Here is a 25,049-nt window from a genome sequence, read left to right as displayed (position 1 = left end):
TGTGGCTGGTGTCGCGTAGGTAGACCTAACTCGGCTGACGGGCCGGTGATTTGACGCATCCGAAGGGGCCCGCTTCCTCGAGGAGTCGGGCCCCATCTGCTGTGCGGGTTTACGACGTCCGGAGCCTCAGCCCGGGATTCTGGTTCAGGATCGAGTTGATCGGGGTGGCGATCAGTTCCGGGCTGTCGCCCATCAGGGAGGTCTCGAGGTTCGCGAGTGCGCACAAGGGGTAGTCGCCGACGTTCGACGCGCTCGAGATGCCGAGGGCGAGGGTGCCGGTAACGATGGGTCCGCCGCTGTCGCCCTCCAGTGCGCACAGGTTGGTGGCGAAGCCGTCGTAGAGGACGCGCTCGCCGACGTGGACCGATTGGTTGACCGCGGTCACGACACCACAGTTGAACCCGGACGTGCTACCGGTCTTACAGACGGGAGCGCCGACGACAGGGCTAGCGGTGCCTGTGACCTGGAGCGGTGCAGCGTACGGGACCCGTACGCCGTTGTTCGCGAACCGCGGTGCCGAAGCCGCAGTGGGCCGAAGGATCGAGTAGTCGTACCCGTCGAGGCTTGTCCTCTCGAACGTGCCGATCACAGGTCCGGACATGCCCTCCACCCGGGAGGCGCGCTCCGTGCCTGCGGTGGTGCGATCGGGGTCGCAGTGGCCTGCGCTGATATTGACGGGTGCCCCGTTGCCGTCGAGCGCATTGAACCCGAGCGAACACTGCAACCCCACGCCGCCTCCGGTAGCGACGTACGGATCACCTCCGAGGAACGCATCTCCGGCGTACTGCGCGGGCACAGAGGACGAAATCGCAGGCTCCAGCGGCGCGAAGGCGGGAGCGAGCACCACTCGGGCGGCTTCCCTCAGGAACGGGGGCACCAGCTCGAGGAGGTCGCCCGCGCGGTTGTCGGCCCGCAACACAACATCGTTGTTGGCGACGTCGATGGTCGCTCCACCGACAAACTGTGCGATATCCGGGGGCAGGGTGCCGATCCAGGCGGCAAGCCCCGCGCGAGTGGATTCGAGCTGGCCCTGGCTTCGCTCGACATCCGCGCTCGTGAACCCCGCCTGCTCGACGGCAGCTCGTGCGGAGTCGCGGCCGTTCTCGGCTAGGCCGACGACGGGGGCGCCGGACGGGTCGATCCATGCGCCGGCGAAGGCCTCCGGGAACTGGGTGCGCGCGACCTCAGCGAACTCGCCGAGTCGTTGAGCGAGTGCGGACCGCTCCAAGTACTGGGCGGGGGTGAGTTGGAGGTCCCTTTGGAGAGCATCGATCATTTCGGCCGGGAGTTGGGCGTGCTGATCGGAGATCCCGGACTCGGACTCCGCGGGTAATGCCGCGGGTTCGGCCTGCGCGACGGTGGTCGCGGGGCCGAGTAGGAGGAGCGCGGCAGAACCGAACACCGCAGCACGACGTGCGAGCAAGCTTCGCATGACGGGCCCTTCTTCCGTCCGCCCTGGGCGCCCATAGACGCCTAGGTCTACAGAGAGGAGCACCCGGCGTCTACGGGCGCCCCGAGTTGCGTTCGACTATAGGGCCCCCATGCCCACCGATACACGTAACTCGGTGTGGGCGATTCGTCAGTCGCGTGCAGTGCCTGTGCGCACCGTGAGGCCGGAGCCGAACCCGCCCCCGGAGGAATTGTCAGCCGCGTTGAGGATGCTCTGGATCGGAATGCCGAGGCTGGACGTTCCACCGTCGAACGAGAGAACCAAGTTGGCCGCGGTGCAGCTGGGTGCGACGGCGCTGTTGGATCCGCTGGTGATGCCCAGGGCCAGAGTGCCGGTGACGATCGCGCCGCCGCTGTCGCCGGCCAGAGTGCATGCGCTGCCAGCGAATCCGTAGACGGTGTGGGTTTCGTCCTCGTCGAACGTCATGAGCTCGGCCTCGACCCGGTCATAGGTCACGACGCCGCAGGTGAACCCCGATGCCTCTCCGGACTTGCAGATCGGTGCGCCGACGACCGGCACCGCCGTACCCGTGACGGTGAGGGTGCTGCCGCCGGCGCCGCGGATCACAGGACGGTCGAGTCCGGCGCGCACACCGGTGTCGTTGAGGCGGATCAGGGAGTAGTCGAGGGCCTCGGGGCCACCGAGTTGGGAGTGTTCGAAGCTGCCTACCTGGACAACTTCGGCGATGTTCGCGCTGGTCGGCACGTACACCTCGGTGCCGGTGCCCGGTGCGGGATCGCAGTGCCCCGCGCTGATGTTGATCGCATTGCCGTGCCGGTCAGTACTACTGAATCCAAAGGAGCAGACGCCGACCTCGTCGGGAGTCGTGCTCGCTGGGTTCTCAGGAAACGTCACGTACGTGTCGCCTCCCATGGGAACCCGTTCGACGGGGACCGGTCCGGGCGCCTTCAGTTGCACCTTGATGTCCGCGATCAGCGTCGGAAGATCGATGGAGCGGCCGAGCGGGCTGTTCGCGATGTCGACCACGATCTGACTGTTCAGGAAGTCGATCGAGGCGGGCCCGATCTGAGAAGCGATCTGGCCGGGCAGTTGCGAGACCCAGCGGTTGAAATCGGCGAGCGAACGCTCGAGTCCCTCTGCAGAGACCGGCGCCATCTGGGTGCGGTACCCGTCAAGTGTGGCGGTCTTTGCGGCAGCCGTGGTTGTCACCGCCACCACGGGGTAGCCGTCGCCGTCCATCCACGCACCCGAGAACTCCTCGGGGCGTGCAGCACGGAAGTCTGTCGCATACGAGTTGAGTTCCTGCGCGCGGGCGGCCCGGTCCAGGTACTCCTGCGGGCTGATCTTCAGATCCCGGGTGATCGCCTCAACCATGTCGGCGGGCAGTTCCGCTGCCGACAACTGGCTGACCTGTGTGCTCGGGGTTCCGGAAGTGGAGGTTCCGGAAGGTTCGGCCTGCGCCGAAGCGGCAACAGGTACGGCAAGTAGGAGCGCCGAGGACCCAACGGCTGCGACGCGGCGGGCCAACAACTGCACTGCGGCGCGCGGCGCCAGCGAGATTCGCACTTGGTTTCCTTCAGGGTCTTCGGGATCGGCCACCCACAATAGGGCAAGACACACCCGACATGCCCGGGAATTTGTACTCTTGCTTCACAAGTCGAACGACTCCACTTCGCCGTGGCGCGAGTGCCCCCGCTCCGGTTCCCCACGCTGAAGCTGTCCGACGATGCCTTTGCCCGCTCTATCCGGTGCGCTCCAGTCGGCGCAGCGCCGCCCTGGCCGCGTTGTAGCCGCCCATACCGTGCACGCCGCCGCCGGGAGGCGTCGAGGCGGAACAGATGTAGACGCCGGGGATGCCGGTCGTGTAGGGGTCCAGAGCGATCCGCGGCCGGAACAGTATCTGCAGAGGATCGTTGGCGCCGGATGCGATGTCGCCGCCCACGTAGTTGGGGTTGTAAGCGGGCATCTCGACAGCTGAGCGGCTGAAGCTGTCGACGATACGCTCGCGCGTCCGGGGGGCGAACCGCTCGATCTGACGGAGGATCGCCTCGGTCGCGTCGCCGGTGTACCCGTGCGGTACATGGGCGTACGCCCACACCGGATGCACGCTGCCCGCCGAGCGCGACGGGTCGGCCAGGTACTGCTGACCGATCAGAACGAAGGGGCGTTCCGGCATGCGGCCGCGGTGCAGGTCTCGTTCGGTGGTCGCGATCTCGCCGAAGGTTCCGCCCAGATGGACCGTCCCGGCACGGCGGCACGCGTCGTCGCGCCAGGGGATTCCTCCCTCGACCGCGAGGTCGAGCTTGAACGCCGCCGGCCCGTACCGGTATCTGCGGTATGCGCGGGCGACTCGGGGCGGCAACCGGTTTCCGGCCAGTTCGATGACGCCGGCCGGTGACAGGTCCAGCATCGTGACGTCGGTTCGCGGCAGTTCTCCGAGCCATCGGACCCTGCGGCCGGTCTCGATCCGTCCGCCATGTGCGCGCAGGATCGCAGCCAGCGCGTCGGTGATCGAGCGTGAACCCCCGCGGGCGACGGGCCAACCATATCGGTGACCGGCGGCCAGCATCAGCAAGCCCACTGCCGACGTCGTCGGCCTGGTCAGCGGGTAGTAGGCGTGAGCCGCGACGCCGCCGAACAGGGCCCGTGCCTGCTGTGTGCGCCAGCGTCTCGCAGTCATCGCCGCCGGGGTCAGCGCACCGCTGCCGAAGCGTGCCAACGTGATCGGGTGCTGTGGCAGGTGTGCGATCGGTCGCAGGACTTCGTCGGCGAGTTCGTCGAAGCGCTCGGTCAGAGGGGTGAACAATCGTCGCCACGACGGTCCGTCCGGGCCGAGTCGATCGGCGGTCTCTGTGATCGAGCGTGTGAACACGCCCGCTACCGCGTTGTCGAGTGGATGGGCAAGGTCGATCTCGGGGCGGCACCATTCGAGTCCGTACGTGGCGAGGTCGAGCGAGCGGAAGAAGGGTGACGCCGCACCCATCGGATGCACGGCAGAGCAGTCGTCGTGCAGTAGCCCGGGGATGGTCCGCTCGGTGGTCCGGGCGCCGCCGCCGATGGTGTCGTCGGCTTCGTAGACGGTGACCGCGACTTTGTGCAGCGCAAGCGTGACGGCCGCGGCCAGGCCGTTGGGGCCGGCACCGACGACGACGGCGTCAGTCATCGAGCAGTCACCGTATTCCGGTCCGGCGGGTCTGCCGGCGGTCGGTACGAGATCGATGTGTTCGGTGCCCCGCAATCGCCGACGGTGTCCACACGGAAATCGTATCGACCATTGCCCAGGCTGTAATCAAACCCGACGGGGGCCGAACCCGACCGGGGACGAACCCGACTGGGAACAAACCCGCTTCCCGGTCCGTTGAGCCTTTCGAGGACCTGAGTGGGCTGGGCTCAAGTTTCAAATTGACTTCGACGAGAGTCGTATGCAAACTTGAGCCGTATACGCTCATCTGGGGCTCATCGGCTCAGCGTAGAGAAGCAAAACCGCAGTTCACGAAGCTGCAGGGAAGGAAAGTGAGGGATCACTATGGCTCGTGCGGTCGGAATCGACCTCGGGACCACCAACTCGGTCGTGTCTGTACTCGAAGGTGGCGAGCCCGTAGTGGTCGCCAACTCCGAGGGTTCACGGACCACCCCGTCGATCGTCGCCTTCGCCAAGAACGGTGAAGTGCTCGTCGGTCAGCCCGCCAAGAACCAGGCGGTCACCAACGTCGACCGCACCGTCCGCTCGGTCAAGCGCCACATCGGCACCGACTGGACCGTGGAGATCGACGACAAGAAGTACACGCCACAGGAGATCAGCGCCCGCACGCTGATGAAGCTCAAGCGGGACGCCGAGGCGTACCTCGGTGAGGAGATCACCGACGCCGTGATCACTGTCCCGGCTTACTTCGAGGACTCGCAGCGTCAGGCCACCAAGGAGGCCGGCCAGATCGCGGGCCTGAACGTCCTGCGCATCGTCAACGAGCCCACCGCGGCCGCACTCGCGTACGGCCTCGACAAGGGCGAGAAGGAACAGACCATCCTGGTCTTCGACCTCGGCGGCGGCACCTTCGACGTCTCCCTGCTCGAGATCGGCGACGGCGTCGTCGAGGTTCGCGCGACGTCCGGTGACAACCACCTCGGTGGCGATGACTGGGATCAGCGCATCGTCGACTGGCTCGTCGAGAAGTTCAAGGCGCAGAACGGCATCGACCTCACCAAGGACAAGATGGCCCTGCAGCGCCTGCGTGAGGCCGCTGAGAAGGCGAAGATCGAGCTGTCCAGCTCGCAGAGCACCTCCATCAACCTGCCCTACATCACCGTCGACGCGGACAAGAACCCGCTGTTCCTCGACGAGCAGCTCACCCGCAGCGAGTTCCAGAAGATCACGTCGGATCTGCTGGACCGTGCCCGTGCTCCGTTCCAGCAGGTCATCAAGGACGCCAGTATCACGGTCAAGGAGATCGACCACGTCGTGCTCGTCGGCGGTTCGACCCGCATGCCCGCGGTGGCGGACTTGGTCCGTGAGCTCACCGGTGGCCGTGAGCCGAACAAGGGCGTGAACCCTGACGAAGTCGTGGCAGTCGGAGCAGCGTTGCAGGCCGGCGTGCTCAAGGGCGAGGTCAAGGATGTTCTGCTCCTCGACGTCACCCCGCTGTCGCTCGGCATCGAGACCAAGGGTGGCGTGATGACCAAGCTCATCGAGCGCAACACCACCATCCCGACCAAGCGTTCGGAGACCTTCACCACCGCCGACGACAACCAGCCGTCGGTGCAGATCCAGGTGTTCCAGGGTGAGCGCGAGATCGCGTCGCACAACAAGCTGCTGGGCTCCTTCGAACTGACCGGGATCCCGCCGGCCCCGCGCGGCGTGCCCCAGATCGAGGTCACCTTCGACATCGACGCGAACGGCATCGTTCACGTCACCGCGAAGGACAAGGGCACCGGCAAGGAGAACACGATCAAGATCCAGGACGGCTCCGGCCTGTCCAAGGAAGAGATCGACCGGATGGTCAAGGACGCCGAGGCGCACGCCGAGGAGGACAAGGCCCGCCGCGAGGAGGCCGAGGTTCGCAACCAGGCTGATTCGCTGGTGCACCAGACCGAAAAGTTCATCAAGGACAACGAGGACAAGGTGCCCGCCGACGTCAAGGAGAAGGTCGAGTCCGCGATCGGCGAGGTAAGGACGGCCTTGGCCGGCACCGATATCGCTGCCGTGAAGTCGGCGGTCGAGAAGCTGTCGACCGAGTCGCAGGCCCTCGGGCAGGCGATCTACGAGGCGCAGGCCGCCGACGCCGCCGCCTCGGGTGACGGTGCCGGTCCGGCCGACAGCGATGTCGTCGACGCCGAGGTCGTCGACGAGCCGAGCGATCAGGACAAGAAGTGACCGGCGAGCACCCCGAGCGTGACCCGGTAATCACCGACGGCAAGGTGGTCGACCCTTTCGACACCGACGAGCCTGTCTCGTTCGCCCCCGAGGCCGAGGTCGGCGCGGAGCCGGCCGACGCCGGTGCGCTCGAAACGGATGAGCTGGGCAAGGTGACCGCCGAACGCGATCAGTTCGCGACGGAGTTGGGCTATGCCAAGGCGGAGATCGCCAATCTCCACCGCAACTCCCGGACCCGCATCGACCGTGCGGTCGAAGACGAGCGGATCGCGGTGGTGAGCAAGTTCCTCGATGTCGTCGACGACCTCGATCGGGCCCGCTCCCATGGGGATCTCGAGACCGGGCCGATGAAGGCGTTGTCGGACAAGCTGTCCGGCGTCCTCGACGGCCTCGGGCTCGTCGGGTTCGGCGCGGAAGGCGACGCCTTCTCCCCGGAGCTGCATGAGGCCGTGCAGATGGAGGGCGACGGCGACAACCCTGTCCTCGGCACGGTGCTGCGCAAGGGTTACCGTCTCGGTGAGCGGGTTCTGCGGACCGCGATGGTGACCGTGACCAACGGCGAACCCGCATCCGATGCGGTCGCCGAGTAGCTGAACAGGAAATGATGAGAGGAGGAGGCGCCCAGTGAGTCAACGGGAGTGGATCGAGAAGGACTTCTACAAGGACCTGGGTGTCTCTTCGGACGCCTCCGCCGACGAGATCAAGCGGGCGTACCGAAAGCTGGCCCGGGATCTGCATCCCGACGCCAACCAGGGTGACCCCAAGGCGGAGGAGCGTTTCAAGTCGGTGAGTGAGGCGCATGCCGTCCTCTCCGACCCAGCAAAACGCAAGGAGTACGACGAGGCCCGCCGCTTGTTCGCAAGCGGCGGGTTCGGTCCTGGCGCGGGATACACAACCCGCCCAGGCGGATTCAATGGCGGATTCGACCTGGGTGACCTCTTCGGCGGTGGTGCCGGCGGTGCCACCGGCGGCGATGGCGGTTTGGGTGACATCTTCGGCGGCCTGTTCAATCGCGGCGGCCGGACCGCGGGGAGTACGCGTCCGCGCAGGGGCAGCGACGTCGAGACCGAGACGACGCTCGAGTTCCGCGAGGCCGCCCAGGGCGTCACCGTTCCACTGCGTCTGACCAGCCCGTCGCCGTGCACGACATGTCACGGCAGCGGCGCCAAGCCCGGAACCAGCCCGCGGGTTTGCCCGCGCTGCAACGGAACCGGCGTCGTCACCCGTAACCAAGGGGCGTTCGGATTCAGCGAGCCGTGCGACGACTGTCGCGGTACCGGGTCGATCATCGACGACCCCTGCCCCGACTGTCACGGCAACGGAGTTGCCAATCGCACCCGGACGATCACCGTTCGCGTGCCATCCGGTGTCAGTGACGGCACCAGGATTCGGCTGGCGGGTCAGGGCGAAGCCGGGTTACGGGGTGCGCCGTCGGGCGACCTGTACGTCACGGTGCACGTGCGGCCCGACAAGGTCTTCGGACGCAACGGCGACGACCTGACGGTGGTGGTGCCGGTCAGCTACGGTGAGCTGGTGCTCGGAACGACCATATCGGTGCCTACGTTGGACGGTCGTGTGGGAGTGAAGATTCCGGCCGGAACCGCCGATGGACGGGTTCTGCGGGTGCGCGGGCGGGGCGTACCCAAGCGCGACGGAGGCGCGGGCGATCTGCTCGTGACCGTGAAGGTTGCGGTGCCGCAGAAGCTCGACGACCCCGCTACCGAGGCACTCCAGGCGTACCTGAAGGCCGAGAAGACCAGTGGATTCGATCCGCGAGCAGGGTGGGCCGGCGTCTGACAGTCCGCAACAGACCGGGCAGGTGAACGATCATGAGCGACAAGCAACGCAAGCAGTCCGAGGTCCCACCGGACCCCGACGCGCGCGTGTTCGTCATCTCGGTGGCTGCCGAACTGGCTGGTATGCACGCGCAGACGCTCCGCAACTACGACCGGCTCGGACTGGTCACCCCGCACCGCGCGAGTGGTGGCGGGCGTCGGTACTCGCCTCGGGACGTGGCTCTGCTGCGTGAGGTGCAGCGTCTGTCCCAGGACGAGGGTGTGAACCTCGCCGGCATCAAACGCATCATCGAATTGACCAACCAGGTCGAGGCGCTGCAGCACCGTGTCGACGAGCTGGCTGCCGAGATCGCCCAGATCCATGCCAGCTACCGCCGGGATCTGGTGCCCATTCCGCGCAGCAGCGCGCTCGTGGTCTGGAAGCCGCGGGGCGAACGCTGACCCGTTCAGCGCTTCGCCCGGGTGCTCCGGTGTCGCGTAGGACCCGGTTCGACGGGCGGAGCCACCCGAGCCGTCAGGTGTAACAGGTTCCAGTTTGGGAGAAATCCGGCTATCGTGTCGGTGACCCGGACCACACAGGGTGACCGGGGCGTGAGGGTGCTCATCATGCCTGCGGGTCCCGTGTACGCAGAAGGAACACACATGACCGACGCGCTCGACGACGTTCTCCACCGCCCGCGATTCCTGGCGGACCTCCTGATCACGGCACTCGAACGCAACGTCGACCGGCCGGCACTCTACCTCGGCGACGTGGTGCTCACCGGCGGTCAGATGCGGGACCAGATCAGTTGTTTCGCACAGGCGCTCGCGTCGCTCGGGATCGGCAAGGGTTCGACCGTGGCGATGCTGTCGAAGAACCGTCCCGAAGTCCTCATCAGCACCGGTTCGACAATGATCCTCGGCTGCCGCAACACCGCGCTGGCGCCTATGGGATCACTCGACGACCACAGCTACATCCTCGGTGACGCCGAGATCGAGACGCTCATCTTCGACCCGACGGCGTTCGAGGATCGGGCGGCAGAGCTGAAAGAGACGGTTCCGACGCTGAAGAACCTGTTCTCGCTCGGGCCGTCCAAGGTGGGTACGGACCTTCTCGAACTGGCGAAGACGCTGCGCCCCGAGCGTCTGGTGGCGGCCGACGTGGACGGCGACGACCCGTCGAGCATGGTCTACACCGGCGGCACCACCGGCAAGCCGAAGGGCGTCGTGAACACCTTCCGCTCTGGTGTGACGCTGCCGCAGATCCAGATGGCCGAGTGGCAATTCCCCGAGGAGATGCGGTTCCTCGCGTGCACGCCGCTCTCGCACGCGGGCATGGCGTTCTTCGTGCCGACCCTGCTGCGCGGCGGCTCGCTCGTCGTGCTGCCTGCGTTCGAGCCGGGCGCGGTTCTCGAGGCGATCGAGAAGTACCGGATCACCTCGACCATGCTGGTGCCGACCATGATCTACATGCTGCTCGACCACCCGGACCTGAAGACCCGCGACGTGTCGAGCCTGCAGACACTGTTCTACGGTGCGGCCGCGATGTCGCCGGCGCGCCTGAAGGAGGGCATCGAGAAGCTCGGTCCGATCTTCTTCCAGTACTTCGGGCAGAGCGAGTGCGGTATGACGATCACCGTCATGCGCAAGGAGGAGCACGATCCGGGGAACCTCGAGCGGCTCGCGTCGTGCGGTCGCCCGGTGCCGTGGCTCGACGTGCGCCTGCTCGACGACGACCTGAACGAGGTCGCCCAGGGCGAGCTCGGTGAGATCTGCGTCCGCGGCCCGCTCGTGATGAAGGGCTACTGGAAGAAGCCGGCGGAGACCGAGGAGGCGCTGCGTGGCGGCTGGCTGCACACCGGTGACATCGCTCGCGCAGACGAGGACGGCTTCCTCTACATCGTGGACCGCAAGAAGGACATGATTGTTACCGGAGGATTCAACGTGTTCCCACGGGAGGTCGAGGACGTCATCTCGGGTCACCCCGCCGTCGCGTCGGTTGCGGTCGTCGGTGTGCCGGACGAGAAGTGGGGAGAGGCCGTCAAGGCGTGCGTCGTGCTGCGGGACGGACAGACCGCTCCGGCCGACGAACTCGTCGAACGTGTGCGTGCCGCAAAGGGTTCGGTGCACGCGCCCAAGTCGGTCGACTTCGTCGACGCCCTGCCGCTCACACCGCTGGGCAAGCTCGACAAGAAGGCGCTGCGCAAACGGTTCTGGGAGGGCGTGACTCGCTCGGTGTGACCGAGCGGTCGATCCGGAGCGCCCCGGCGCGCACGACGGTGAGGGGAAGCCGCCGTGCGCACCGGGGCGTTCCTATACTCCGCCGGGCCTACCCGATGGGGTCGAACTGGATCGCCCTGGCCGGAGTTCCAGTAGCGGTCAGTCGTTCCCGGGTGGAGTGCACCATCCCGGGCGACCCGCACACGAGCACCTGGTGGTTGACGAAGGCTCCGTGCGCGGCGACGACGTCGCCCAGGGTGCCCTCGAGTAGGTGGTCGTCGGTGAACCCGAAGAGGGCGTCGGGGCCGATCTCGGCGCGGATCCTCTGGTACCACTCGTCGGGCACGCCGCGCCCGGTGACGTCCTCGACGACGGGAATCGTTGTGAGCCAGGGTAATTGCTGGGTGAGCATCCACAGCATGTCCGACGCGTACAAGTCCTGGATCGTGCGTCCACCGACGAACAGGTACACCTGCGGGGGTTTCTCCAGTTGGGTGAGGTCGAGGATGATCGAGCGTAGCGGCGCCAGTCCTGTTCCGCCCGCGACCATCACGATCGTCGGGCCGTTTTCGTCGACTGTGAGTTCGCCCCGCGGCGAGGAGATCTGCCACTGATCCCCGGGTGCGGTGTCGGCGACTATGCTGCCGCTCACCCAGCCTCCGGGGATGGCCCGCACGTGGAACTCGAGTTTGCCGTCGAGGGACGGCGGCAACGCCGGCGAGAGGCGCCGCGGCAGCCGCGGGAACTGCGGGACGGTGACGTCGACATACTGGCCGGAGCGGAACGGGACGGGCTCGCCCACGAGGCGCACCACAGCGAGGTCCTTGCGCAGGCGGTGGTGTTGGACGACGGTCGCGGTCCAGCTCGGCTGCTGCTCCATGGCGATGTTGCCTCCGGGTTGTCGGTACTCGGTGTCGGTCTTCGGTGACGTCCGCCCGTCAGCGCAGCGGGTCGTACGAGATCGATTCGACCGGTGTCCCGGCCCGCTGCAGGGCGTACGCGGTGGTCTTGACCATCGACGGCGAGCCGCAGATCTGCACCTGGCGGTCGGCCCACGACCCGAACTGGCTCACGACGGCACCGATAGGCCCACGCAGCCTCTGGTGCATGCCGTGCGGCGGCTCGGGCACGGGATAGGGGTGCCACCAAGGGTTCTCGTCCTCCTCGGAGACGGGGACGACGGTGAGCCATGGGTTGCTGAGCGACAGGTGCCACAGGGTCTCGATGTCGTACAGGTCGCACGGGTACACGCCGCTCACGAACAGGTGCACTCGTGGATTGATTCCACGGTGCGCCATGTCCATGACCTGGGCACGTAACGGGGCCAGGCCGGTACCGCCGGCGATCATCAGCACGTCCCGTCCGGTGTCGGTGTCCACGTGCAGGCCGCCGAGCGGGGAACTGATTCGCCAGCGGTCGCCGATGGAGGTTTGGTTGACCATCGCCGGGCTCACCCATCCGCCGGAGACCCGACGGACGTGGAACTCGAGTTGGCCGAACGGGTTGGTGGGGATGGCCGGAGACAGGTAGCGCCACATCTGCGGGCGCTGCGGAATCTGGACGCTCACGTACTGGCCGGGGGCGTAGGGGACTGGCGAATCGCATTCGAGGCGGATGACAGCGAGGTCGCGCAGCACCCGTTCGTGGCTGACGACCGTGGCCTCCCAGAGCGCCGGGAAGTCGTCGGAGTCGGCGGCGTCGGACATCGTGGTGGTGATGAGGGCGATGAATTTGCGCCACGCCGAGTCGGCGGCCCTGTTCCACGGTACGTCCGAGTCGACGTCCCGGATCGCGTCGAGCAGCGCGTTCGCCGCGGCCGCATAGTGGTTGCCCTGCACGCCATACTTGCGGTGGTCGCGACCCAATTGAGCGAGGAACGCCAGCAGTCGGTCGGTGTCGTCGAGCCCGCGCACGATGTATTCGAGTGCGGCGACGAACCTGACGCGTTGTCCGTCCATGCCGGCCGGGAACAGGGAACGACACTGCGGCAACCGTGCGAAGAAGCTGGTGTAGAACGTGCGGGCGAAACGGTCGCGACGGTCGGGGGTGGAGACGACGTCGGCGAAGTGTGAGCGGATGAGCCCGATCTCGGCCGTGTGCACGTCGTCCTCCCTCGCGTGTTCCGTGTCCCGACCTCGAAGGCGTGCCGGAACCGGTAACCAGTGTGCACCGTATCGAGTCGAGCTCGATCGGTGCCCTTGCCCACTTTGGGGCAAATCTTCATGGGATCGTCGAAGTTGAGCGGAACAGACTCAACATTTCGTTCGTTGAGGAGAGGGACAGGCCGGTCGACGTATTTGTACCGGCACAATGATCTTGTTCGTTCGTCGCAAGGAAGGTGACCAGTGGACTCGTTCTCTCCCACCACCAGGACTCAGGCCGCGCTGACGTCTGCGCTGCAGTCGGCATCCGCGGCGGGCAACCCCGACATCCGACCGGCGCACCTGCTGGTTGCGCTGCTGGACCAGTCCGACGGCATCGCCGCGCCGCTGCTCAAGGCCGTCGGCGTCGATCCCACCGTGGTGCGCCGTGAGGCGCAGGACTTGGTGGACCGGCTGCCCCGTGCCACAGGCGCGACGACGCAGCCGCAGCTCGGCCGGGAGGCACTCGCGGCGATCACCGCGGCGCAGCATCTCGCGACCGAGCTCGACGACGAGTACGTCTCGACCGAGCACGTCATGGTGGGTCTCGCTGGTGGGCTGGATCGTTCCGCGGGCTCCGCTGCCGCGGCCGACTCCGACGTCGCCAAGCTCCTGGTCGGGCACGGTGCCACCCCGACTGCGCTGCGGGACGCGTTCACCGCGGTCCGCGGCAGCGCGCGTGTCACCAGCCCCGACCCGGAGGGCACGTACCAGGCGCTCGAGAAGTACTCCACCGACCTCACGGCTCAGGCCCGCGACGGCAAGCTCGACCCCGTCATCGGTCGCGACACCGAGATCCGCCGTGTCGTGCAGGTGCTGAGCCGGCGCACGAAGAACAACCCGGTGCTCATCGGCGAGCCCGGCGTGGGCAAGACCGCGATCGTCGAAGGTCTCGCGCAGCGCATCGTCGCCGGGGACGTTCCGGAATCGCTGCGGGGCAAGAGCGTCATCTCGCTCGACCTCGGGGCGATGGTCGCCGGCGCCAAGTATCGCGGCGAGTTCGAGGAACGCCTCAAGGCCGTGCTCGAGGACATCAAGAACTCGGCCGGCCAGGTCATCACGTTCATCGACGAGCTGCACACCATCGTCGGTGCCGGCGCGGCCGGCGAGTCGGCGATGGACGCCGGCAACATGATCAAGCCGATGCTCGCCCGCGGCGAACTGCGGCTGGTCGGCGCGACCACGCTCGACGAGTACCGCCAACACATCGAGAAGGACGCCGCGCTCGAGCGCCGCTTCCAGCAGGTGCTGATCGGCGAGCCGTCCGTCGAGGACACCGTCGGCATCCTCCGCGGCCTCAAGGAGCGATACGAGGTGCACCACGGTGTGCGTATCACCGACTCCGCGCTCGTCGCGGCGGCCACCCTGTCGGACCGCTACATCACGTCGCGTTTCCTGCCCGACAAGGCGATCGACCTGGTCGACGAGGCCGCGTCGCGGCTGCGCATGGAGATCGACTCGCGACCGGTCGAGATCGACGAGGTGGAGCGGACCGTCCGCCGCCTCGAGATCGAGGAGATGGCGCTGGCCAAGGAGGACACCACGACGGACGCGGGGCTGAAGGAGCGGCTCGAGCGACTGCGCGAGGAACTCGCCGACTACCGGGAGAAGCTGCGACAGCTGACCGCCCGGTGGCAGAACGAGAAGAACGCGATCGACGCAGTGCGCGAGGTCAAGGAGAAGCTCGAGGCGCTGCGCGGAGAGGAGGAACGCGCCGAACGCGACGGTGATCTCGGTAAGGCCGCCGAGCTGCGCTACGGCCGCATCCCCGAGCTGGAGAAGCAGCTGGCGGCTGCCGCCGAGGCGTCGCAGGGCGCGTCCGACGGTGCCGTCATGCTCAAGGAGGAGGTCAGCCCAGACGACGTCGCCGACGTGGTCTCCGCGTGGACCGGCATCCCCGCCGGCCGCATGATGGAGGGCGAGACCGCCAAGCTGCTGCGGATGGAGACCGAACTCGGCAAGCGGGTCGTCGGGCAGTCTGAAGCGGTGCAAGCCGTCTCGGACGCCGTGCGCCGCGCCCGCGCCGGAGTCGCCGACCCGAACCGGCCCACCGGCTCGTTCCTGTTCCTCGGACCCACCGGCGTCGGCAAGACCGAACTTGCGAAGGCGCTGGCGGACTTCCTGTTCGACGACGAACGCGCAATGGTGCGGATCGACATGTCCGAGTACAGCGAGAAGCACTCGGTGGCACGGCTCGTCGGTGCCCCTCCGGGCTATGTCGGCTACGAGTCGGGTGGACAGCTCACCGAGGCCGTGCGGCGCCGGCCCTACACCGTGGTGCTGTTCGACGAGGTCGAGAAGGCCCACCCGGATGTCTTCGACATCCTGTTGCAGGTGCTCGACGATGGCCGGCTCACCGACGGCCAGGGCCGCACCGTCGACTTTCGCAACACGATCCTGATCCTCACCTCGAATCTGGGCTCGGGTGGCGATCGGGACCAGGTGATGACGGCGGTGCGGTCGGCGTTCAAGCCGGAGTTCATCAACCGCCTCGACGACGTGGTGATTTTCGATTCGCTGTCGGAGGAGCAACTCGAGTCGATCGTCGACATCCAGCTGGACCAGCTCGCCGAACGGTTGGCTGCCCGTCGGCTCACACTCGAAGTGTCGGATTCGGCGCGGTTCTGGCTCGCGGTCCGCGGCTACGACCCCCAGTACGGAGCGCGTCCGCTGCGTCGCCTCATCCAGCAGGCGATCGGGGACCAGTTGGCCAAGCTGCTTTTGGCGGGCACCGTCCGCGACGGTGACACCGTGCCGGTGACCGTGTCCGGGGACGGGGATCACCTGGTGCTCGGCTAGCGGCGGCCGCCGCGAGGGACGGGCTGGCAGTGTGCCGTCTCGGTAGCCTGGACGGGTGACCAATCAGGCCTCCGAGAGCGTACGTGTCGACAGCTGGATGTGGGCGGTGCGGCTGTTCAAGACGCGCTCACAGGCGGCCGCTGCGTGCCGGTCCGGTCACGTCCGCGTCAACGGTTCCGCCGCGAAAGCGTCGGTGCAGGTCAAGCCCGACGACGAGGTGAGGGTACGGGTCGCCGGACGGGAACGGATCGTGGTGGTGGTCCGTCCCATCGCCAAACGCGTCGGCGCGCAGATTGCGGCGGAGTGCATGCAGGACAACAGCCCGCCTCGGCCGTCTCCTGAACTTCTCGCGTCGATTCCACGCCGGGACCGGGGTGCCGGGCGCCCCACCAAACGCGAGCGTCGTGAAATGGAGAAGTTCCTCGACCGAGGTATGCCACTCGCATGACGGTTTCGGACCGTCCGAGAATCGGGCTTACTCTGAACTGTCGGCCCGACCAGACTGGAGCCGTCGGCACCGCAGACGGAAGACGTACCGCAGACAGTAGAAGCACCGCAGACAGATACTGGTACCGCCGACGAAAGAGGAGAACAGGCCCGCACCATGACCGATCCCGACGATCACCGCACTCCGCAGGAACGCGCGTACGACCCTGCCGAGCAGGTATCGGACGAGACCACCCAGTGGGCCCGGCCCTCCGACGACCCGACCCAGCAGATCGGGTCGATCGAGTCGCCCGAGCAGCCAACCGAGCAGTACTACACCGAAGACCCGTACCAAGCGTATGGTTCCCAGGCGCCCAATCCGACGCGGGAACTCCCGACGTATGACCCGCGGTTCGATCCGCAGGCTGCGGCTCCGAACCCCACCCAGGCGTATCCGACGTACGACGGCGCCGGTGGCTATCCGCCCGGACCGCCGCCCATCGGTGAGGCACCCGCAATCGAGAACACTCCCGAGCACAAGGCCGGACGCAGGGTCGGACTGCGGTCGGCCGCTGCCGCAGGCGGCGTGCTGCTGGTGCTCGGCCTGATCGTCGGAGTGATGCTGAGCGGACGGGGTTCCGACGACGCTCCTAACGCTGCTGCGCCGCAACCGCCCACGTCGGCGGAGATGCTGCCGCCGACGGCGAGCCCCCTGCCGCCGCCAGCGCCCGATGCCCAGTCGCCACGGGAAGGCACAGGAATCCCCGGCCGTGTCGGTGACCTCATCGGCCAGGCCGGCACCGCTATGGGCACGATCACTGCCAACGACGGTGGAACGCTGACCCTCAACGGCCTTGGCGGGTCCCAGATCACCGTGCTCACCACTCCCGACACCACCCTGATCTCCCTGACGGCGCGTACCGTCGCCGACCTGGAACCGGGCGAATCGGTGCTGGTCCAGGGAGACAGGGTCAGGAACGAGACGGTCACCGCAAGAGTGATCATCGGGACGTCGCTTCCCGATTTCGGAAACTGACGCGCGGTACCGGATGCGAGAGTCGTGTTCCGCGAGTGGCTAGGCTGAGCCCCGATGACTGCTATGTGGTTCGGATTGGCAGTGATAGCACTAGCGGGTGCTGTCGCGTTGCTCTACGTCGACCGCAAGCGACGCAACCAGACCGGACGCGTCCGGCAGATCTGGGCGAGCGCCCACGGATACACGTACGAAAGGTTCGACGAGCATCTGCCGTCGCTCTGGCACCGCGCGGCCCTCTCCAAGCAGGAGTACCTGGGCGCGGTCGACGTGGTGTGGGGCACCCGACGCGGCAGTGAGTTCGTGCTTTTCGACCTGGGGGACACCGCGACCATCGTCGCGGTGCACCGTGAGGTGGGCTCCGACGTGGACATCGATCTGCGAATGAAGTCCGCGCCACCTCCGCGCGACTCGGATCTGAACCTGCTCGGGTCGATCGGGACGCGAATCGTGTTCGCGACCGACCTCGAGCTTGCCCGGCGCGTGTGCGACCAGCGCATGGTCGCGTTCACCGAGACGGTGCCACCACAGTTGCAACTGCTGTGGAGCGAGGGGCAGTGGACCCTCGGGTCGCTGCCGATCGGTAGCTCGGGTCGAGACTGGGAAAACGCGACCGAAGCGGTGGCTCGACTGTCGGGCATGCTGCGGGTGCTGCCGCCGGCCGACCCGCCTCAAGCCATGGGGTGGGGCGCGCACGACCCGGGGCGCCCGGTGGTGGCGGAGAACCACGACCGGTCCGACGAGGACGAATCGCCCTGGTAGAGCTTCGACTCCCGGCGGTGGGTGCCGCCTCAGCAGAGCCGCAGGCGCAGGGATCCGGCCTCCTCGCTAGGCTCGACCCGACCAAATGTTGCCCGACTTGGATATGGGAGAGCGGCCGATGACGGATCGCGACGAGCTCGCCGCACTGGTGCGCGAGCTGGCGGTGGTGCACGGGAAGGTCACCTTGTCCTCGGGCAAGGAAGCCGACTACTACGTGGACCTGCGTCGTGCGACGCTGCACCATCGGGCCAGCCCCCTGATCGGCAAGCTGCTGCGCGAGATGGTTGCCGACTGGGATTTCGACTCCGTAGGCGGGCTGACGATGGGTGCCGACCCGGTCGCGATGGCAGTCATGCATGCCGAGGGTCGTCCGGTCGACACGTTCGTTGTCCGCAAGGCCGCCAAGGCGCATGGCATGCAGCGCCAGATCGAAGGCCCGGACGTCGTCGGCAAGCGTGTTCTGGTCGTCGAGGACACCACCACTACCGGGAACTCGCCGCTCACCGCGGTCAAGGCGTTGCGTGATGCCGGTGCCACCGTCGTCGGTGTCGCCACCGTCGTCGACCGTGCGACCGGAGCGGATGCCGTCATCGCCGCCGAGGGACTCGAGTACCGCTCGCTTCTCGGCCTCGTGGACCTCGGCCTGAACTGACCCGACGGCCGTGGTTCGAGCCCCGACTCTCGAATCGGGTGGTGGAGACGAAATCCTGGGACCTCGAATATCGTGGTCCGATGCCGACTCGGAAGACGCGGACGCACCTATCCGACGGACGTGAGCTGTTCTACTTCGACGACACCGAACCGTATGCAAGCGGTTCGGCGACCCGCGAACTGCACGACAGCCGTGAACTGGCTGCGGTAGAGGCGGCGTCGGCCATGCGCTACGACGTCCTGACGGGCGAGTGGGTAACGCTCGCAGCGCACCGAATGGACCGCACCTTCCAGCCCACGACCGACGAGTGCCCACTGTGTCCGACCCGTCCGGGGAGACCGGCCACCGAGATCCCGGCCGGTGACTACGACGTCGCGGTGTTCGAGAATCGATTCCCGTCGTTTGCGCCCTGCGCCGATCCTGCGTCCGAACTCGTTGACGGAGAACAGCTCTGGCCGCAGCGTACTGCGGACGGCCGATGCGAGGTGGTGTGCTTCACCAGTGAGCACGACGGCAGCTTCGCCGAGCTGTCAGCGGCCCGAGTGAGGACGGTGCTCGAGGCCTTGCGGGACCGGACCCGCGAGCTGTCGGCGCTGCCGTCCGTCGCGCAGGTCTACTGCTTCGAGAACCGGGGCGAAGAGATCGGGGTGACGCTCACGCACCCTCACGGTCAGATCTACGCCTACCCGACGCTGCCCCCTCGCACGGCAGCGCTACTACGGCAGGCTGAGCTGCACCGAAGACGCACCGGGCGTTCACTTCTGCGGACCGTCCTCGACGCCGAGCGACGTGTCGGAACCCGGGTGGTGGTCGACGGTGAGCGCTGGACCGCCTACGTGCCTGCGGCGGCCCGCTGGCCGGTCGAACTGCATCTCGCACCGCACCGCGATGTTGCGGACCTCACCGAGCTCGACGACGCCGAGATCGACGAACTGTCGCATCTGTACCTCGACGTGCTCGGTCGACTCGACAGGTTCTTCGACCCGGTCACCCGACTGCCGTACATCGCCGGCTGGCATCAGGCGCCGGTCGGTGCCGGTCGGGAACTGGGCCGGCTTCACCTGCAGGTGTTCTCGCTCATGCGCTCACCGCACCGGATGAAGTACCTCGCCGGTTCCGAGTCTGGTATGGGGGCGTGGATCAGTGACACCACCCCCGAGCGGATCGCCGCTCGGTTCCGGGAGGTTGCGCCGTGACAGCTCGGTGGTTCAATCCGATGTCCGACTCCGAACTCGCGGACACCGCGGTGGACATGTTCCGCCGCGAGTTCGGTGGTGGGCCCGACAGCGTGTGGGCGGCGCCCGGGCGGGTGAACCTGATCGGTGAACACGTCGACTATGCCGGCGGGCTGTGCCTACCGATTGCGTTGCCGCACAGCACTTCGGCCGCCGTCTCACCGCGGTCGGATGGGTTGATCCGGTTGCGCTCGACCGAAGCGGGCCCGTGGGACGGCCGCCTGGCGGACGTCGGACCGGGGCGCCCCGACGGGTGGGCGGCGTACCCCGCTGGGGTGATCTGGGCGCTGCGTGAGAACGGTTTGTTCACAGATGATTTCGGTGGTGTGGATGTCGCCTTCGTGTCGGCGGTACCGATCGGTGCTGGACTGTCGAGCTCGGCGGCACTCGAATGCTCACTAGCCCTTGCGCTCGTATCGGACGCGGACCGGGTAGAGCTGGCGGCCGCATGCGTGCGTGCCGAGAACGAGGTAGCGCGGGCTCCCACCGGGGGCATGGACCAGGCGGCCTCCTTGCTGGCGTCGGAAGGACAAGCGCTGCTGCTGGATTCGGCATCGGACTCGATGTCGCAGGTGCCGTTCGATCCGGAAGGTCTGACGCTGCTGGTGGTCGACACCCGCGCCCCGCATCGCCTGGCGGACGGGGCGTATGCGCAGCGACGGGGCACAGTGGAACGGGCGGCGCGGCGGCTGGGCGTCGGATCCCTGCGTGAACTCGCCGACCAGGGGCGCGGCGGTATAGATGCGGTCCAGTCGCTGCAGGACGACGCCCTGCGCCGACGGGCCCGGCACGTCATCAGCGAGATCGCGCGCGTTCGACTCGCTGTGCAGGCGCTGCATTCCGGCGACTTCGCGGAGCTGGGCAGACTGCTGTATGCATCGCACCTCTCGCTCAGCCGCGACTTCGAAGTCTCCTGTGCAGAACTCGACAACGCTGTCGAGAGCACACTGATCGCCGGAGCCCTGGGAGCCCGGATGACCGGGGGCGGCTTCGGCGGCTCCGCGATCGCCTTGATCCCGCCGGGGAGGGTGGACGAGGCGGTCGAGATCGTGCGCAGCAGGGCCGAGGAGCGGGGCCTGACCGAACCCGAGTTCGCGACGGTCACGGCGTCGCCGCCTGCGCGCCGGTTGATCTGAGGCAAGCGGGGGAACGGGTGTGGCGTGGCCACCGCGACAATCCTGGCACTGCGCTGCCAGTCGCGGCAGCCGTCACCGTCGACGAGGTGCGCGTCGCAGCCGTTCGTTCTCCCATTCACCACTGATAGGAGAACTTGTACCAGTCTTCGGAAATCATCTCGAAAGTCCAGGTTCCGCCGCTCTCGGGAACGACGTTCGGGGAGAATATCCAACCGCTGACAAACGTCCCGACGTATCCGTCCGCGTCATAGAAAAATACGGAACCATTGCCACCACGTATCACGAGGCTGATATCGAGACCGCCGATTGTTAGATCGCTTCTGGAGCGATCAGGGTCTTTCAGAATCTCCTGCGCAACCTTCTCGAATTCAGGTCGCGCTTCATCGAACGAACTGGGAGGAAATGCGAGCGCAATTGCAACTCCAGAAATAACTACAAAGGGGGCAGCTGCAACCCACAAGGACCACTTGCGGTCTCGGCCGACAAAGTAAAGCGTGCGCACCGCCCAAACGAGTCCAGCGATGGAAAGTGCCAGCGACCCTATTGCGAAGTACAAGAGTTTATCTGGACCGGTCATGTTCCCAGGCCATGGCTGCCAGTCGTAATGGACACATAGCAAAATTGCGAGCGCGAGAGTTGTCGAGATGAGTACAACCACACCCGGCGGACGACTGTCGTCGACTCCCCTTTGATCCGTTGCGGAGGGTCCTCTGTTCACGAGACGAATGTATCCAATTCGAGTGTTGGATCGTCTCAGAGCGCCGGCAGTAAAGGGGTGCGTCAGGCGGTGGGGTGGGTCGATCGGCCGGTATGACTTGCCGCCGCGATGGTATGGCGGCGACGTGTCCGTTACCCGGCAAGTACCGTCAGGTCCTCTGACAGCGACATTCGAGAAGGGTTCCGTGTGATGCGCTCCGAAGGCATCGTTTCCGTCGACCACCACCAGTTCGTCGTGGGCGAACGTGACGCCGAGTACCTCGAAGCCGTGGCGCACGGAACCCTTCTCGATGCCGGACCCGGGTTCGTCTCCTTCTACACCGGCATCGCCTACGGTCCCGTCCGCATCACCGTCTCGCTGCTCGATCACGTCCCAGCGGACCCGGATCCGGTGGCCTGGGAGGTGGCCGAGGAGACCACCCTGGTCGCGGCATCGGAGATTGTCGTGTCCGCCACCGATGGCACCGTCGCCGCCCTGTCGCCGGTTCCGGCAGGACGCTACCGGGTGCGCGCGCACGCCCGCGGCCGCGACCGCCACTACGGGCAGGAAGTCGACCATCCGGTCGAGGACTACCTGCTCGAACTGTGGCCCGACACCGGCACTGCCGACACCACCGTGGCCACCCTCCACAAGTCCGACACCGCCTGGTCTCCCCGGACTCAGGTCGACGAGTCGAGCTTGAAGAAGGACCGCGTGTACATCCGCGACGCGTCCGGTGCCGTCGTGACGGTGCCGGCGCAGAGCCCCGAAGCCATCGCCATCCGCGAGAAGCTGGGAGAGTTCGGCGGCAAGCCCCTGACTCCGGCCCTGGAAGCGGTCTTCTCCAGCCGGTATGTCGCCGGCCTCGACCGCGATCTGATCGACCGCATCGAGGCTGCCGCGCCCGAGCGGCAACTCGCTTTCGCACGATGGTGCATCCACCGCGCGTGGGAGCGGGCCGGGATCGCCCACATCGACTGGCTGGCAGCGGTTCTCGACGACATGGACTCGGGCAAACCAGCCAACAAGGACTTCATCTACAGCTTCGACGCCCGTATCCGCCTGGACGAGGACCCACGAATCACCCGAACCATCGTCTCTGGGCTTCCCACGAAGGGGGAGGCAGTCCAGCAGTATCAGGCGCTACGCGCCTATGGACGCAGTATGGCCCCCGATACGAGCCCCCTCGAGGCGGCGATCGAGGCCTTCTGGCATGCCGCGAAGACATACGGCATGGACTACGAGGAACTGACCGCCGCCGCACATCGAGACTTCTTCGGCGGTGACTGACGCTTTCAAACGGATCTGGCCTGCGGTTTCGAGGTTTCTCGGCGGAGCGGCGGCAGCGTTCTCGATCCGAGTCCACCGTCCAGGACTACCGTTTCCCCGACTGCGTGAGGCCGGTGCTGGCTGGTCACCCGCAGTGGTGCCTGGGATACGTTGGCGGCATGACCAAACTCCCGGTTTTCACCGGTCGTTCTCTAGGAACGAAGGCGCGCATTGCAGGCCTCACCGGCTCGTCGGCGTTCGCGGCGGTGGCATTGGTCCACACCGCATGGGGCCTGGGCTCGGCATGGCCGCTGCGCAACCGGGCCGACTTGGCAGACGCTGTGGTGGGGAGCGACACCATGCCTGATGCCCGAGCCTGCTTCGCCGTCGCTGGAATGGCGGCGGCTGCGGCCGCGTTGGTGGCAGGAGCGGGCGGGATGGGCAAGGCCGCAACGGTGGCCCGGTTCGCCTTGGCCACCGGCGTTGCAGCGCGTGGTGTCGCGGGCGGACGGGCAGCCACCAAGGTCCTCGGTCTCGAGGAACCCTCACCGCGCTTCATTCAGTTGGACAACACGGTATATCGGCCGCTTTGCCTGGGCACGGCCGCAGCCGTCCTCACCGCCACAGTCACGACATGACTTGAGAATCAACGAGTTTCGAGTATGCAGCCCTCGACCTGATGCGGCGACAGGGGCCGTGCCGCACGAGCGTCCACGGTTGACCGCTGGATCGCCCTGGAGGCGGGACTAGGGATAGATCAGGATCCGATCGCGGTCGTCGGGGTCGACGATGATCGAGATGGTTTCTCCGACCTCGAACCGCGATCGGTTCTCCGGCGACACCTCGTAGAGCACCCGGCCGGTGTACGACTCCGAGCCCGGCACGGTGAGGTCGAGGTCGAGCTCAGTCAGCACCCCGTTGTCGACGGTGCGCCGAATCCGCTGGGCGTGACGGATCTTCGCCCACCCTTCGATGCCGTGTTTGGCGAGTTTGCGCTCGGCTCGGGTGGGTCGGTCGGCCCACATCATGCCGAGGCCCAAGGCTGAGCCGTAGGCAGCGAGCAGCCCGCCGATTTGGTACGGGATCGTGGCCTCGGGGGTGTGCTCGACCACCCATCCCAGCCAGGTCGCGAGAACGATGAGGTAGCTGACGGTGATGAAGCAGACGGTACGAACGATGCGCGGGTGGTTCATGGCCTTCTCTTCGTGTCGCTACCCAGCCTAGTCGCTCTGCGTCGACACCGGTCCGAGTCGATCTTCCGCTTCGCCCCCGGCCTGGTGGCCTCAGGTCTTAGCCTGACGACATGTTTTCGACACCTCGACCGACTGTGTTCATCACCGGTGCCGCCGCGGGGATCGGGCGCGCCACCGCCGTGACGTTCGCCAGTCACGGGTATTTCGTCGGTGCTTACGACCTCGACGAGACGGGTCTCGCCTCCCTCAGTGAGGAGATTCTCGCGCGGGGCGGTCAGGTGCGCACCGGCGTGCTCGACGTCACCGACCTCGACGGTTGGCGCGAACGGTTGGCGGAATTCACCTCGGGTGGAGGGCGGCTCGACGTCCTCGTCAACAACGCCGGGGTGCTGTCGTCGGGGCGTTTCGAGGACATTCCGGCTGAAGCGCACCGCAGGATGCTCGACGTCAATGTGGGCGGCACGATCAACGGCCTGCTCGCTGCGTTCACATACTTGAAAGAGACACCTGGTGCGCAAGTGGTGAACCTGGCGTCGGCGTCCGCGATCTACGGTCAGCCGGAGTTGGCGACGTACAGCGCCACCAAGTTCGCCGTACGCGGGATCACCGAGGGGCTCGAACTCGAGTGGCGGCCGCATGACATCCGGGTGGTCGACATGTGGCCGCTGTTCGTTCGCACCGGCATGATTCGTGGGATGTCTACGGGCAGTACGCGTTCGCTCGGGGTCCACCTGACCTCACAGGACGTGGCGGACGCGATCGTCGCCGCGACCACGGACCGGCAGCGGAGGCTGCCGAAGGTGCACTATCCGGTGGGCAAGCAGGCCCAGTTCCTGGCCGTGGCCTCGCGTTTCTCGCCGGCCTGGCTTGCGCGGCTGTTGAACAGGCTGCTCAGTCGCGTTTAATCAGATCACCCTAGTTTCCTTTGCCGC

22 protein-coding genes are annotated in these 25,049 nt (G+C 66.8%); 15 read left to right on the top strand and 7 right to left on the bottom strand.

Annotated elements, in window-relative coordinates; translation table 11 throughout:
• Positions 1–109: 109 nt before the first annotated feature.
• The 3 genes from EGT50_RS13785 to EGT50_RS13775 all read right to left on the bottom strand — a co-directional run bounded on the left by EGT50_RS13785 (position 110) and on the right by EGT50_RS13775 (position 4,574).
• On the bottom strand, positions 110–1,432 hold the full coding sequence (locus EGT50_RS13785) for a S1 family peptidase (protein WP_127955211.1): 1,323 nt from the start codon (positions 1,430–1,432) through the stop codon (positions 110–112).
• A gap of 147 nt (positions 1,433–1,579) precedes the next feature.
• Positions 1,580–2,977, bottom strand: coding sequence for a S1 family peptidase (locus tag EGT50_RS13780; RefSeq protein WP_127955210.1), 1,398 nt, complete (start codon positions 2,975–2,977; stop codon positions 1,580–1,582).
• 175 nt (positions 2,978–3,152) lie between these two features.
• Positions 3,153–4,574, bottom strand: a complete 1,422-nt coding sequence (locus tag EGT50_RS13775) for a phytoene desaturase family protein (protein WP_127955209.1) — start codon at positions 4,572–4,574, stop codon at positions 3,153–3,155.
• 363 nt (positions 4,575–4,937) lie between these two features.
• Between EGT50_RS13775 and dnaK the strand changes: the two genes are divergently transcribed.
• The 5 genes from dnaK (at position 4,938) to EGT50_RS13750 (ending at position 10,795) form a co-directional block, all read left to right on the top strand.
• Positions 4,938–6,779, top strand: a complete 1,842-nt coding sequence (dnaK, locus tag EGT50_RS13770; protein WP_127955208.1) for a molecular chaperone DnaK — start codon at positions 4,938–4,940, stop codon at positions 6,777–6,779.
• Positions 6,776–7,369, top strand: coding sequence for a nucleotide exchange factor GrpE (gene grpE, locus EGT50_RS13765; protein WP_127955207.1), 594 nt, complete (start codon positions 6,776–6,778; stop codon positions 7,367–7,369). The genes dnaK and grpE overlap by 4 nt, the downstream gene beginning before the upstream one ends.
• A 34-nt stretch (positions 7,370–7,403) precedes the next feature.
• Positions 7,404–8,576 (top strand): molecular chaperone DnaJ, encoded by a 1,173-nt coding sequence (gene dnaJ, locus EGT50_RS13760; protein ID WP_127955206.1) that lies wholly within the window; start codon positions 7,404–7,406, stop codon positions 8,574–8,576.
• A 32-nt stretch (positions 8,577–8,608) separates the two neighbouring features.
• Complete coding sequence (locus EGT50_RS13755; RefSeq protein ID WP_127955205.1) at positions 8,609–9,016, top strand: heat shock protein transcriptional repressor HspR; 408 nt, start codon at positions 8,609–8,611, stop codon at positions 9,014–9,016.
• 201 nt (positions 9,017–9,217) lie between these two features.
• Positions 9,218–10,795 (top strand): AMP-binding protein, encoded by a 1,578-nt coding sequence (locus EGT50_RS13750; protein WP_127955204.1) that lies wholly within the window; start codon positions 9,218–9,220, stop codon positions 10,793–10,795.
• An 88-nt stretch (positions 10,796–10,883) separates the two neighbouring features.
• Here the strand turns inward: EGT50_RS13750 and EGT50_RS13745 are convergent, their stop codons facing one another.
• Complete coding sequence (locus EGT50_RS13745; protein WP_127955203.1) at positions 10,884–11,654, bottom strand: FAD-binding oxidoreductase; 771 nt, start codon at positions 11,652–11,654, stop codon at positions 10,884–10,886.
• A gap of 58 nt (positions 11,655–11,712) precedes the next feature.
• Positions 11,713–12,876, bottom strand: coding sequence for an FAD-binding oxidoreductase (locus EGT50_RS13740; protein WP_127955202.1), 1,164 nt, complete (start codon positions 12,874–12,876; stop codon positions 11,713–11,715).
• Between the two features lie 243 nt (positions 12,877–13,119).
• Here EGT50_RS13740 and clpB point away from each other — a divergent pair, with 243 nt between their 5' ends.
• The 7 genes from clpB to galK all read left to right on the top strand — a co-directional run bounded on the left by clpB (position 13,120) and on the right by galK (position 20,958).
• On the top strand, positions 13,120–15,714 hold the full coding sequence (gene clpB, locus EGT50_RS13735; protein WP_127955201.1) for an ATP-dependent chaperone ClpB: 2,595 nt from the start codon (positions 13,120–13,122) through the stop codon (positions 15,712–15,714).
• 55 nt (positions 15,715–15,769) lie between these two features.
• On the top strand, positions 15,770–16,162 hold the full coding sequence (locus EGT50_RS13730) for an RNA-binding S4 domain-containing protein (protein ID WP_268960691.1): 393 nt from the start codon (positions 15,770–15,772) through the stop codon (positions 16,160–16,162).
• Positions 16,163–16,318: 156 nt separating this feature from the next.
• A complete protein-coding gene (locus EGT50_RS13725) occupies positions 16,319–17,176 on the top strand; it encodes a hypothetical protein (protein ID WP_127955200.1) in 858 nt (285 codons plus the stop codon).
• 54 nt (positions 17,177–17,230) lie between these two features.
• Entirely contained in the window at positions 17,231–17,935 is a 705-nt protein-coding gene (locus EGT50_RS13720) for a type III secretion system chaperone family protein (RefSeq protein WP_206615826.1), read from the top strand.
• Positions 17,936–18,053: 118 nt separating this feature from the next.
• Positions 18,054–18,587, top strand: coding sequence for an orotate phosphoribosyltransferase (gene pyrE, locus EGT50_RS13715; RefSeq protein ID WP_127955199.1), 534 nt, complete (start codon positions 18,054–18,056; stop codon positions 18,585–18,587).
• Positions 18,588–18,667: 80 nt separating this feature from the next.
• Complete coding sequence (gene galT, locus EGT50_RS13710) at positions 18,668–19,783, top strand: galactose-1-phosphate uridylyltransferase (RefSeq protein ID WP_127955198.1); 1,116 nt, start codon at positions 18,668–18,670, stop codon at positions 19,781–19,783.
• Between the two features lie 20 nt (positions 19,784–19,803).
• Positions 19,804–20,958 (top strand): galactokinase, encoded by a 1,155-nt coding sequence (gene galK, locus EGT50_RS13705; RefSeq protein ID WP_127955197.1) that lies wholly within the window; start codon positions 19,804–19,806, stop codon positions 20,956–20,958.
• Positions 20,959–21,073: 115 nt separating this feature from the next.
• Here galK and EGT50_RS17060 read toward each other — a convergent pair whose 3' ends face one another.
• Positions 21,074–21,535, bottom strand: a complete 462-nt coding sequence (locus tag EGT50_RS17060; RefSeq protein ID WP_164873412.1) for a DUF1109 domain-containing protein — start codon at positions 21,533–21,535, stop codon at positions 21,074–21,076.
• A 327-nt stretch (positions 21,536–21,862) separates the two neighbouring features.
• Between EGT50_RS17060 and EGT50_RS13695 the strand changes: the two genes are divergently transcribed.
• Together EGT50_RS13695 and EGT50_RS13690 are read left to right on the top strand one after the other, a co-directional pair.
• Positions 21,863–22,945, top strand: coding sequence for a hypothetical protein (locus EGT50_RS13695; RefSeq protein ID WP_164873411.1), 1,083 nt, complete (start codon positions 21,863–21,865; stop codon positions 22,943–22,945).
• A 158-nt stretch (positions 22,946–23,103) separates the two neighbouring features.
• Complete coding sequence (locus tag EGT50_RS13690) at positions 23,104–23,562, top strand: DUF3995 domain-containing protein (protein WP_127955194.1); 459 nt, start codon at positions 23,104–23,106, stop codon at positions 23,560–23,562.
• 108 nt (positions 23,563–23,670) lie between these two features.
• On the opposite strand, the gene EGT50_RS13685 is transcribed toward EGT50_RS13690, so the two are convergent.
• On the bottom strand, positions 23,671–24,117 hold the full coding sequence (locus EGT50_RS13685) for a hypothetical protein (protein ID WP_127955193.1): 447 nt from the start codon (positions 24,115–24,117) through the stop codon (positions 23,671–23,673).
• Positions 24,118–24,227: 110 nt separating this feature from the next.
• On the opposite strand from EGT50_RS13685, the gene EGT50_RS13680 reads away from it, so the two are divergent.
• A complete protein-coding gene (locus EGT50_RS13680; protein WP_127955192.1) occupies positions 24,228–25,022 on the top strand; it encodes an SDR family oxidoreductase in 795 nt (264 codons plus the stop codon).
• Positions 25,023–25,049 lie beyond the last annotated feature (27 nt).

It is taken from the genome of Rhodococcus xishaensis, from assembly GCF_004011825.1.
GTDB classification, from domain to species: Bacteria; Actinomycetota; Actinomycetes; order Mycobacteriales; family Mycobacteriaceae; genus Prescottella; species Prescottella xishaensis.
This window is presented reverse-complemented; position numbering and strand designations above follow the sequence as displayed.

Coding starts and splice junctions, on each gene's coding strand:
- pyrE (WP_127955199.1), top strand. CDS start 18,054: ATGACGGATCGCGACGAGCTCGCCGCACTGGTGCGCGAGCTGGCGGTG.
- EGT50_RS13785 (WP_127955211.1), bottom strand. CDS start 1,432: ATGCGAAGCTTGCTCGCACGTCGTGCTGCGGTGTTCGGTTCTGCCGCG.
- galK (WP_127955197.1), top strand. CDS start 19,804: ATGTCCGACTCCGAACTCGCGGACACCGCGGTGGACATGTTCCGCCGC.
- EGT50_RS13690 (WP_127955194.1), top strand. CDS start 23,104: ATGACCAAACTCCCGGTTTTCACCGGTCGTTCTCTAGGAACGAAGGCG.
- EGT50_RS13775 (WP_127955209.1), bottom strand. CDS start 4,574: ATGACTGACGCCGTCGTCGTCGGTGCCGGCCCCAACGGCCTGGCCGCG.
- EGT50_RS13755 (WP_127955205.1), top strand. CDS start 8,609: ATGAGCGACAAGCAACGCAAGCAGTCCGAGGTCCCACCGGACCCCGAC.
- EGT50_RS13725 (WP_127955200.1), top strand. CDS start 16,319: ATGACCGATCCCGACGATCACCGCACTCCGCAGGAACGCGCGTACGAC.
- galT (WP_127955198.1), top strand. CDS start 18,668: ATGCCGACTCGGAAGACGCGGACGCACCTATCCGACGGACGTGAGCTG.
- EGT50_RS13720 (WP_206615826.1), top strand. CDS start 17,231: ATGACTGCTATGTGGTTCGGATTGGCAGTGATAGCACTAGCGGGTGCT.
- dnaK (WP_127955208.1), top strand. CDS start 4,938: ATGGCTCGTGCGGTCGGAATCGACCTCGGGACCACCAACTCGGTCGTG.
- EGT50_RS13685 (WP_127955193.1), bottom strand. CDS start 24,117: ATGAACCACCCGCGCATCGTTCGTACCGTCTGCTTCATCACCGTCAGC.
- EGT50_RS13750 (WP_127955204.1), top strand. CDS start 9,218: ATGACCGACGCGCTCGACGACGTTCTCCACCGCCCGCGATTCCTGGCG.
- EGT50_RS13745 (WP_127955203.1), bottom strand. CDS start 11,654: ATGGAGCAGCAGCCGAGCTGGACCGCGACCGTCGTCCAACACCACCGC.
- EGT50_RS13680 (WP_127955192.1), top strand. CDS start 24,228: ATGTTTTCGACACCTCGACCGACTGTGTTCATCACCGGTGCCGCCGCG.
- EGT50_RS17060 (WP_164873412.1), bottom strand. CDS start 21,535: ATGACCGGTCCAGATAAACTCTTGTACTTCGCAATAGGGTCGCTGGCA.